Genomic DNA, 10,784 nt, shown 5'->3' with positions numbered 1-10,784 from the left:
ATCTCCATTTCACGACCCAATGTTGGACTTTTCCACTTTCTATATTCTCTTTGCATAGATCAATTGAATTTTTCAGTTATTGAATATTGGCAGCATGCAATTACTTAATAATACCAACTGCCATCCCAAAACGCACCATCTTATTTTTAAGCTTTTCTTGAACAAGAACAATACTTGTAAAATGCGATTCTACAAAAAAGTAGAATTTACAGCATAATAATTCCGCAAGAGCTTAGACAGAAAGATAGGAATTTTTTATTCTCTTGTAAGCGCTTTTCCAGAATAGAAAAAGGATCTTTATAACTTACTCAGTTCTCAGCGAGTACATCACTTTTGGAACCATTGATAGCTTTTCAGTAGAGTTTAGATAGGCTCTATGTTGATAGACATTGAAGTTGTTTTCTTCAATTTTTGAAAGAATTCGAGAGTAATTCTCCCGCGCCAGACATACCGGCAGTCTGCTATCCCTGCTAAGCATAGCTATTCCCTTGTCAGAGCTTTTATAGTATTCGTTAGCCCGTTTGATTTGAAATTTCATGAATTCGATGAACCTGTCATTTAAGATATGATTAAACAGGTCACGTTCAGAGACTCCAAATTCGTCTAATTCATCCTGCGGTAAATAAATTCGGTCTCTCTCCAAATCTTCACCAACATCACGCAATATGTTGGTTAACTGCATTGCTATACCTAAATCAACCGCATGTTCTACAGCTTTAGGATTGCTGTAACCAAATACTTCGCTCGTCATCAATCCAACAACTGAAGCTACTTTATATGAGTAGTCATAAAGCTCATTAAAATTTTGATAACGATTCTTTATGAGGTCTGTTTTAACTCCATCCATCAGTTGAAGCGGCAGATCAAAAGGTATTTTATAGAGTTCAAGTGTATCGGAAAATGCGATTAAAATCGGATCATCCTGTTCAGCTCCACGATACGTATCAACTAATTTATTTTTAAATGCGTCAAGTTTCTCAACGACATCCAGCTCACTGATTTTCTTTTTCAGAATTAAATCTTCAGCCTCGTCAACTAAATCATCCAAATACCGGCATAGGCCATAAATTGCAAAAATGCTTCTCTGCTTGTGATTCGGCAAGAATCTGGTTGCCATGTAAAACGTCTTCGCATGTTTACGGGTTATTTCCCTACAGTGAGAGTAAGCTTTTTTCAGCCTTTCATTATCCAGTTCACTAATTACAGACTGATGAAAATTTGTTTTTTCATAGATAGGCCTGAGTAAGGAATAAGGATATTTTAAAATACTTGTCATTTTGGATAGAATTATGTCGTTCATAATATGGAATGCCACAAACAATGCAAATAGTTCCTCAACAAGGAAAATTTTATCAAAAACTTCTTTTTTTCTGCTATTTTAACTTCAACTTAATTAAGGGTATTTTATATTTTTGTATCCTTTTAAGGATCATAATAAATCAATATTCGAATGAAACCTCCAAACAAAAAAATTACAATTTATCAGGTGGCCAACCGCGCAGGTGTTGCTATATCCACGGTATCCAGAGTTTTAAATAACTCGCCCAATGTATCTGACAAGACAAAAGAAAAAGTTCAGATGGCAATTGATGAATTGAATTTTCGGCCCCAGGTTAGTGCCAGAAAACTTGCCAGCAGAAAGCCGCAAATGTTAGCCATTGCTGTCCCTTCTTTTACAACACCATATTACAATGAGGTGCTAAAGGGTGTTAAGGACGAAATTGAGGCCATGGATCTTGATATTGTTATTTACAATACGGGTTCAAAAAATCCTAAAGAAGGAATTGAGAACTTTTTTAACCGTGGTACAGCTGATACAGTAATAAGTATTAGTATAGACATCGATGACAGTATTCATCGTCAAATTCAGGCATCCGGTATGCCAATTGTACTGATCGGTAGTTCTCATCCTGAATACGATTATATCGATTTAAATCATCGCAAAGGTGGTTTTATTGCCGGTGAACACCTGGTAAAACAAGGGTACAAGAAAATTGGTTTGATCCGTCCTGCCCTGGAAACGAAAGCAGGTATGCTACGCGAGCAGGGTTTCATTGATGCTTTGAAAGAGTTTAAAATGCCGATCAACAGAAAACTTTTTCTTACCGGTCAAAGTACTAAGCATGCCGGCTTTACTGAAGAGGCAGGATTTGAAGCAGTCTACGAATACGATAAATTAGGTGAATTTCCGGATGCCATTTTCTGTGCTAACGATACTCAGGCAATCGGAGCTTATCACGCCCTTAATAAACTGGGAATACGGGTTCCTCAAGATATCGGCTTAATGGGTTACGATAATATTAAGTTCACGAAGTACCTGGATTTAACAACAATGGATCAAAAAATGTATTCCATTGGTGTTCAAGCCACAAACAGGTTGGCTGAAATAATTGCCGGAGATAGAGAGAGTAAGCTTCAAGTTGCTATTGATCCTGTTTTGGTAGCCAGAAATTCAACAAATAATCCGAATAAATAGATCGTCAGAATGGATCAGCAGGAGGCGCTCACCCACTGTATAACTACATCAAACACAACGCACCCCGAGATCGATGAACCGTACAAAGGTAAAGTCAGAGATGTTTATTCGTTGAATGAAAAAACCCTTGGCATCGTAGTTACAGACAGAATTTCTGCTTTTGATCACATCATGAGGCAGGCTATTCCATTCAAGGGACAGATTTTAAATCAACTTTCTGAATTTTCATTCAATAAAGTTGAAGACATTGTGCCCAGCCATATTATTGATGTGCCTCACCCCAATGTTACAATTGCTAAAAAATGTAATCCGATTCCAATTGAAGTCGTAATTCGGGGATATTTGACAGGACACGCCTGGAGAGTATACCGTTCGGGTGCTCGAGAGATCTGCGGAGTAAGAATGCCGGACGGAATGATTGAACATCAGAAATTTCCTGAGCCCATTCTCACTCCTGCCACGAAAGCTACTGAAGGCCACGATGAAGATATTTCTGAAGAAGAAATTCTAAATCAAAATATCGTTGAGAAAGAACTTTGGAACCGGATTCGATCCGTAGCTTTTCAATTGTATGAACGGGGAACCAAAATAGCTGAAGAGCAGGGTCTTATACTCGTAGACACAAAATATGAATTTGGTATATACGAAGGTGAATTAACCCTAATCGATGAAGTTCACACCTCAGACTCTTCCCGTTATTTCTATCTTGATGGCTATGAAGAGCGCCAGAAGAACCGTGAACCTCAGCGACAGCTTTCAAAAGAATTTTTGCGTGAATGGCTGATGGAGCACGATTTTCAAGGTAAAGATGGACAAACACTACCCGATCTGCCCGATCAATTTCGATGGAGTATCTATCAACGCTATTCTGAGCTTTTTGAAACGTTGACAGGAAATTCTTTTGAGCCGAAAATAATCCGAAATATCAGCTCAGATTTAGATCAAATTTTTGAGAAGTACGTCTGATTTCTTACAGATCTCGTTTTACAGCAATAAATGCTGTGTGGTAATGAACATTCACCTTTCCGTTATTTTTCTCTTTCCAGTAGTCATTAAGCAACCGCAGCTGTTTAATGCTAAGCTTTTTTCCTGTTAAGCTTGTGCCGGAGGCAGATCTCTTTAACTCACGATAAAAATCATAAACTGACGGATATTCAAGGTTGGTCTGATCTTCATAGTAATCTACTTTTACGGGTCCCATCGATAGCTTTATTACAATTTCTTCCAAATCGGGAAGTGGATTGCCGGTGTATGGCAATCCCAGATCAAGGCAGTTTTTGCGCCACTGTGGAAAAGTGTCATCACCAGGAAAAGACATTAGCAATAGTCCGCCGGGTTTAAGTGATGGAAGCATTTTAGCAATGGTCTCTGCCGGGTTTTTTAGCCAATGAATCAAAAAATTGGACGTAATAAGGGCGCATTTTTCGTCCTCCCATTCAGCATCTTCAACATCCAGATTTTGATATTGAAGATGCGTATAGTCAGACAGATATTTTCTATTCAGATGAAGCATTTCGTCAGAAATATCTGTGACGAGTACTTCTCTGTTGGAATACATTTTTGCGATATGCTGAGTCAGCAGACCAGTTCCAGCACCTACTTCAAGAATTGGACCTTCAGGAATAGAGAACTGCCAAGGATTCAAAGCTTTGGCGAGGCGTTCAGCAGTCTCTTTCTGTATTCTTGCAAATTGATCGTAATCGTTAGCTAATTCAGAAAATCGTCTGATGATCTTCTGTTTGGGAAATTCCATTATAGTAATCCTTGAAATCTAATTTACTGAATTCCAGGTTGAATCTGCTTCGAATGTTCGCCCCATGGCCCGGAACTGACGTACAAATCGACGTTTACCCACACTTGGGGCAAACTGGCCATACTCCAGCATAAAGAGACGCTCTGTTTCCGGGTCGTGATAGAAGAAATTTACAAATGGACCGCCCATAAAATCGTTCGTCATTCTCCAGGTTCCAAGTGTTTCAAAGCCCGTCAGACGGCTATCCAAATCCATTTCACTGGTTATTACTGAACGCTGATCACTATATTCAGTTGTTATATAAGATCCTTCTCGTGTTCCCTGAACATATTTCTGAAGCAATGAATCACGAGTAGCATTGATCCACTCTTGATCGATAAAATCAGCAGAAGGAACATCGTCTTTCCACCACGCTAATAACCAGCGATCATTATCCGGCAGTGACCGCCTCCAAACCTTCACATTGGTTGTATCAACCGTTTCAATATAATCATGCTGCATTCGAACCATCCAACCGTGATTTTCCCAAAGTGAGTCGCTGATAGCTACCTGTTCACCTCTTCTGAAGATTTCTTCAGTTCTTCTTTCATACTCACGATCCATTAAATGGCCAACCAGTGACTCTTCGGAATTTCTGATCTTTTCAGACAGCTCATCATCATCATTTGAAGTAAGTATTAAAGTCCACTGATCTCGAACCCATCTATCCTCCAGTGGAAAAGCAAAACTTTCTCCGCTTCTTACTCTCTCCTCAATTTCATCGCTCAGAACAGCACGGATGAATGAAGCAACGTTGGATTCGGAGTCAATCGGGGCGGCAAATATGATATTTTTAGATTCTCGCAGTTGATCCAACTCTTCATTATTTCGAAAATCTCTAAAAATAAGTCTATATGTAGGTTCATAACTTGGCAGTGTTTCAATCGGCTTCCCAAATGTCTCTTCTATAGCCAGAGCGGTTTCGCTGTCCCAATTTGTTGAATCCATCACAACAATTACCTCATCTACTTGCCCGAAGGACATTGGCCTATAGTCCGATTCGCAAGCAGAAACAGCGAATAGAGTAATAATTATGGAAATTAGAAATAGTTTAAAGTTCATAGTCGTCTGTAATTTTGATTTTGTTGGATCAAATATTTCCAAATTTCAATTCTTTAACAAACTGAAAAACATTTTCTTGCCACTCTTCATTAGGGTAATTCTGCTCAATTGTGTTAATCAATGCACTGCCGACGATAAATCCGTCCAGATCTTTTGAGATAATCTGAGCGTCGTTATAGTCTTTAATTCCAAATCCAACAAGTTTTGGGGTTTTTGTAACATTTATATTTACCCGATCTATAAATCTGCTCACCGATTTTGCAACTTCATCCCCTTGTCTTGCACCTGTAACTCCGGTAACGGATACACAGTACACAAACCCTGAACTCATCTCATCTACTCTCCTCATACGTTCGTCTGTTGAATTTGGAGCGATCAAATAGATGACATCAAGTTTGTTTTTTTCTGCTTCATCCGAAATAATGGATGACTCTTCCAGCGGCGCATCCGGTATGATTAATCCATCTACACCACTTTCAGAAGCTTTTTTACAGAATTCTGCCACACCATATCTCAGCACTGGGTTGATATATCCCATCAAGATAATCGGGATTTGAGAGCTTTTCCGAACCTGTTGAACAATATCAAATATTTTGTTCATCGTAATCCCATTTTCAATGGCCCGAGTACTGGCCTTTTGAATGGTGGGTCCATCGGCTAAGGGATCACTGAATGGCATGCCGAGCTCAATTATATCGGCCCCATTTTTTTCAAATCCGAGGATTAGATCAACTGTAGAGTCAAGATTCGGATATCCGGCTGTGATAAACAATGACATGATTTTATTGTCATTCTCTCTTTTTTGAAATGTAGCCTCAATTCGTAAAGTATTTTTACTCATCTGCAGAATGTTAACTGAATTTTAAAATCAATGTTAGATATAATCATTTGTTTAGGCGAACCAGTCCGAGATGGTTTTCATATCTTTATCACCCCTGCCTGAGAAATTCACCACTACTATTTCATCTTTCTGAGTCATTGGCATCAACGTGTCCAGATATGCCAGTGCGTGTGCGGTCTCAATGGCAGGAATTATACCTTCTTTCTCCGAAACCAGTTTCACGGCATCCATCGCCTGTTGATCTGTAACTCCGTAGTAGTGAACTCGTTTCGTGTCGTGAAGATGAGCGTGCTCCGGACCAATTCCGGGATAATCCAGCCCTGCACTAACAGAATGAGCCAATTGTATCTGCCCCTCGTCGCTTTGCAGAAGGTAGCTTAGCGAGCCGTGTAAAACACCAGGGGTTCCCTTGGTAATCGTAGCCGCTGTTTGGTCAGTATCCGCTCCAAGCCCGGCCGCTTCAATCCCGATCATTTTCACAAAATCATCTTCAATAAATGGATAGAAAAATCCTATTGCATTACTCCCACCCCCAACGCAGGCAACAAGATAATCTGGTAATACCCCTTCTGTTTTGTTGAGTTGATTTTTAGTCTCTTCACCAATCACCCGATGGAAATTTCGGGTCATCATTGGATAGGGATGTGGCCCAACTACGGACCCGATGATATAGAATGTATTTTCAACATTCGTGACCCAATCCCGTATGGCCTCATTTGTGGCATCTTTCAAAGTTTTTGATCCGCTTACAACCGACCGGACTTCAGCTCCTAAAAGTCGCATCCGTTCAACATTCAGTTTTTGGCGATGCATATCCTCTTCACCCATGTAGATTACACAATCAAACCCAAACTTGGCGCAGGCTGTTGCCGTTGCCACCCCGTGCTGACCCGCTCCGGTTTCTGCAATAATTCGGGTTTTGCCCATTTTTCTTGCGAGTAAGAGCTGCCCGATAGCATTGTTGATTTTATGAGCTCCGGTATGGCATAGATCTTCACGCTTAAAATAGATTTTTGCCTTTCCATAATGCTCAGTTAGTCGATCTGAAAACGTCAGTTTTGTTGGTCTTCCCACATACTCATTTAGCAAATCGTGATACTCTTTTTGGAAAACCGGATCATCCAGGGTTTCCTGGTAAGCCTGCTCTAGCTCTTCAAGTGCAGGTATGAGGATTTCGGGGACAAATTTACCGCCAAATCGCCCAAAATAACCCTCTTTTGTCGGTGCTGTGTACTTCATGATTGAATCCATATAAATTAAAAATCAGTATGCGGTTCTAAGTTGATAGAAAAGTAAATCTTAAAATTCCTGTTCTTCCCAGATATCACGCATTTTTTCAAAGAAGAGTTCAATTTTATCAAAATCTTTTAAGCCGGGTGAATCCTCAAGACCGCTAGAGAGATCGACTGCATAAGGTTGCATGGTTTGAATCGCATCCCGGACATTTTCAGAATTAAGCCCGCCTGACAGAAAGAAAGGTTTGTCACTTGAAATTTCATCTAAAATATTCCAATCGAACGTTTGCCCTGTCCCTCCCCATTCGGTTTCACTTTTAGTATCAAATAGCAGGTAATCCACCTGGTCCAGATATGGTTCAATTCTACTTACCAACTCCGCTGGATCTGTATCTTTTTCGATATGAAAAGCCTTTATAACAGGTTTTTCGACTAAAGCACAGTAATCGGGAGACTCATTTCCATGAAGCTGTAAGTAATCAATCCCGGTCTGTTTTGCAATGCTATTAACATCATCCAAAGGTTGATTCACAAAAACCCCAACTTTACCCGGACCTTCGAGCCAGTTAATAATTGCACCGGCTTTTGCAGGTTTAATATATCTGGGGCTGTTTGGATAAAATATAAATCCAAGGTAATCGGCTAATGCCCCTGAGACAAAACGAGCATCTTCGAGTGTGGTTAAACCGCAAATTTTAACTTTGGTTCTGTTTTCTGGTTCAGCAAACATGTTGTTTGATATAAATTTTTTGAAGTTAGTTTCAGCGTTCGTAATCCAGCAGATCTTTTAAAGCGTTACCGGGATTTTTCTGTTTCATCAAAAACTCTCCAATGAGTGCAGCATTGATTCCATTATCCTGTAATTTCTGAAGATCTTCTTTTTTATGAATCCCGCTTTCAGATACTGTAACTACGTGTTCCGGAGCCTGTTTTAAAAGATCAATCCCACGATGCAGGTCGACTTCGAATGTTGCCAAATTACGATTATTGACTCCCACTATCTCAATTTCTTCCCAATTGAGTGACTCTATCTCTTTAGAGTGATAACATTCTACCAATGCCTGCAATTCAAGTTCTTTCGCTGCGGCTAAAAGCTCAGAAAGCTGATTTCCTTCACAGATAGTAGCAATAAGTAAAATGGCATCAGCACCAAAAGCCCTTGCTTCTTTTACTTGATACGGATCAACAATAAAATCTTTTCTGAGAAGTGGAATCGGACTCAATCCAGAGATTTTTTCCAGGTACTCAAGTGATCCCTGGAAAAATGGTTCATCCGTTAAAACAGAAATTGCAGAAGCACCGGATTCAATATATTGATCTGCTATTTTTACCGGATCAAAATCCTTACGGATTACACCTCTGGATGGCGAAGCTTTCTTAATCTCTGCTATGATCGAAACGGTTTGATGCTTACTTAAAGCGTCAGATAGTGACTTACGTTGTTTTTCAAACTCCGGAAAGGACTCGAAATCACTGAGCGAGATTTTTCGCTTTCTTTTTTTTAGATCTTCTACCGTTTTTTCGGTGATCTTATCAAGAATAGATGCCATATCAGTGCTGTGCCACTTTTTGAGATTCCTCGATAAACTGTTGCAACTTGCGATTGGCTTCACCGGATTCGATGCTTTTGATCGCCATCTTATTTGCGTCTTTCAGTGATTCTGCAGCACCTGCTGCGTGAATAGCGAAAGCGGCATTCAGTGTTACTATATTGCGCTGTGCTTCGGTCGACTCACCCAGCATCACATCTTTAATGATGCCGGCATTAACTTTGGCATCCCCACCATGTAGCTCTTCTGGTTCAACACGTTCATACCCCAAAGATTTTGGATCAAATGTTATAGAACTGTTGGATAGGTGTGATTTCAATTCAAATATTTCGCTTTGACCGGTCAGGGTAACTTCATCAAGTCCATCATGTGCATTTAAGGTATAAGCACTCTTGGTATCCAAATTTGAAAGAATCTGTGCCATTTTAGATGCGGCGTCTTTGCTGAAAGCACCAATAACCTGGTTCTCTACATCTGCAGGATTCAATAACGGCCCGAGCATGTTGAAAAACGTTCTAAGTTTCATCGCTCTTCGGGCGGGCATTACATATTTCATGGCAGGATGAAAATTAGGAGCAAACATAAATACCATACCGGTTTCTTTGTAAAGCATTTCAGACTGCTTTTTATCAAGATTCGGTACAGCGTTTAACTCCTCAAGCACATCATAGCTACCGCTTTTACTCGATACGCTTCGGTTGCCATGCTTTAAAAGAGGAACACCTGCTCCGGCTACTACAAACATAGCGGCTGTTGAGATGTTAAACGTACCTGATTTGTCTCCTCCGGTTCCGCACAAATCCACCGCACCTTTGGTATCCACTTCCACTGTAACTGAAGCGTCGCGCATGACTTCTACAAATGCTGTCAGCTCATCAACCGTTTCACCTTTGGCTCTCATACCCATCAGAAAAGCCGCAACTTCTGAATCTGATACATCTCCATTGAGAATATTAATCATTGCGGATTTAGCTTCTTCAGGATGAAGATTCTCGAGAATAGAAATTTTCTCTAAATAGCTTGTAAATGCCTTACTCAAAATGATTTAATTAATTTGATTACTTGTTAACCGGTCGTTCAATTACGTATCCAATTTTTAACAATTTTTGGACCTTCAGTTGTCAAAATACTTTCGGGATGAAACTGAATGCCTTCAATCGGATGAACTTTGTGACGAACACCCATAATTACATGATCATCTGTTTCGGCTGTAACTTCCAGCACATCGGGTATAGTAGTTGAATCTAATGCCAGAGAATGATACCTCGTAGCAATAAAATGTTCGTCAACATTTTTAAAAACAGATTTTCCGTCGTGATTAATATTTGATGTTTTACCATGCATCAAGCTGGGAGCATGAACTACTTTTGCTCCAAACACATTTCCTATTGCCTGGTGGCCCAAACAGACGCCCAGAATTGGTATTCCTGCTCCAAGTTCGCGAATGATTTCTTCAGTAATTCCTGCATTTTCAGGTCTGCCCGGGCCGGGTGAAATTAAAATTTTATCCGGATTTAATTCCCTTATTTCTTCCAATGTCATCGCATCGTTTCGAACCACTTTATAATCATCAGTGACCGATGCGACGATATGCACCAGGTTATAAGTAAATGAATCGTAATTATCGATTATTAAAATCATATTTCTTGTGAATAGTATGAGTCGCCAATTTAACTGAACAGTTTTTTAACTATTAATATTCAAAACTTCTGAATAAACCTGTTGCACTCCGGATCGGTTCCATCACCTGTTCCGCACGCTCCCTGGCTTTCTTTCCTCCTTCTCGAAGCACATCGTGTACGTAGTCCATGTCATCGGCAAGTTCCTT

11 protein-coding genes are annotated in these 10,784 nt (G+C 40.0%); 2 read left to right on the top strand and 9 right to left on the bottom strand.

The window, feature by feature from the left end; genetic code table 11:
* Positions 1-304: 304 nt before the first annotated feature.
* Positions 305-1,276 (bottom strand): phytoene/squalene synthase family protein, encoded by a 972-nt coding sequence (locus ACESM0_RS03125; protein WP_372903592.1) that lies wholly within the window; start codon positions 1,274-1,276, stop codon positions 305-307.
* 174 nt (positions 1,277-1,450) lie between these two features.
* Here ACESM0_RS03125 and ACESM0_RS03120 point away from each other — a divergent pair, with 174 nt between their 5' ends.
* A complete protein-coding gene (locus ACESM0_RS03120) occupies positions 1,451-2,476 on the top strand; it encodes a LacI family DNA-binding transcriptional regulator (RefSeq protein ID WP_372903549.1) in 1,026 nt (341 codons plus the stop codon).
* Positions 2,477-2,485: 9 nt separating this feature from the next.
* On the top strand, positions 2,486-3,442 hold the full coding sequence (locus ACESM0_RS03115; protein ID WP_372903547.1) for a phosphoribosylaminoimidazolesuccinocarboxamide synthase: 957 nt from the start codon (positions 2,486-2,488) through the stop codon (positions 3,440-3,442).
* Between the two features lie 4 nt (positions 3,443-3,446).
* Here ACESM0_RS03115 and ACESM0_RS03110 read toward each other — a convergent pair whose 3' ends face one another.
* From ACESM0_RS03110 to ACESM0_RS03075, 8 genes are read right to left on the bottom strand one after another with little or no spacing between them, the layout of a single operon-like run.
* Complete coding sequence (locus ACESM0_RS03110) at positions 3,447-4,229, bottom strand: methyltransferase (RefSeq protein WP_372903546.1); 783 nt, start codon at positions 4,227-4,229, stop codon at positions 3,447-3,449.
* An 18-nt stretch (positions 4,230-4,247) separates the two neighbouring features.
* Positions 4,248-5,330 (bottom strand): DUF4837 family protein, encoded by a 1,083-nt coding sequence (locus tag ACESM0_RS03105; RefSeq protein WP_372903544.1) that lies wholly within the window; start codon positions 5,328-5,330, stop codon positions 4,248-4,250.
* A gap of 28 nt (positions 5,331-5,358) precedes the next feature.
* On the bottom strand, positions 5,359-6,171 hold the full coding sequence (gene trpA, locus ACESM0_RS03100) for a tryptophan synthase subunit alpha (protein WP_372903542.1): 813 nt from the start codon (positions 6,169-6,171) through the stop codon (positions 5,359-5,361).
* 51 nt (positions 6,172-6,222) lie between these two features.
* Entirely contained in the window at positions 6,223-7,410 is a 1,188-nt protein-coding gene (gene trpB, locus ACESM0_RS03095) for a tryptophan synthase subunit beta (RefSeq protein ID WP_372903540.1), read from the bottom strand.
* 60 nt (positions 7,411-7,470) lie between these two features.
* The gene (locus ACESM0_RS03090; protein WP_372903538.1) at positions 7,471-8,136 is read right to left on the bottom strand and encodes a phosphoribosylanthranilate isomerase; all 666 of its coding nucleotides are present in this window, start codon (positions 8,134-8,136) and stop codon (positions 7,471-7,473) included.
* A 31-nt stretch (positions 8,137-8,167) separates the two neighbouring features.
* On the bottom strand, positions 8,168-8,956 hold the full coding sequence (gene trpC / locus ACESM0_RS03085) for an indole-3-glycerol phosphate synthase TrpC (protein ID WP_372903536.1): 789 nt from the start codon (positions 8,954-8,956) through the stop codon (positions 8,168-8,170).
* 1 nt (position 8,957) lies between these two features.
* Positions 8,958-9,995: an anthranilate phosphoribosyltransferase gene (gene trpD, locus ACESM0_RS03080; protein WP_372903534.1), complete on the bottom strand. Its 1,038-nt coding sequence runs from the start codon at positions 9,993-9,995 to the stop codon at positions 8,958-8,960.
* A gap of 38 nt (positions 9,996-10,033) precedes the next feature.
* On the bottom strand, positions 10,034-10,597 hold the full coding sequence (locus ACESM0_RS03075; RefSeq protein WP_372903532.1) for an anthranilate synthase component II: 564 nt from the start codon (positions 10,595-10,597) through the stop codon (positions 10,034-10,036).
* Between the last annotated feature and the right edge of the window lie 187 nt (positions 10,598-10,784).

This window comes from Rhodohalobacter sp. (genome assembly GCF_041686455.1).
GTDB lineage: Bacteria > Bacteroidota > Rhodothermia > Balneolales > Balneolaceae > Rhodohalobacter.
This window is presented reverse-complemented; position numbering and strand designations above follow the sequence as displayed.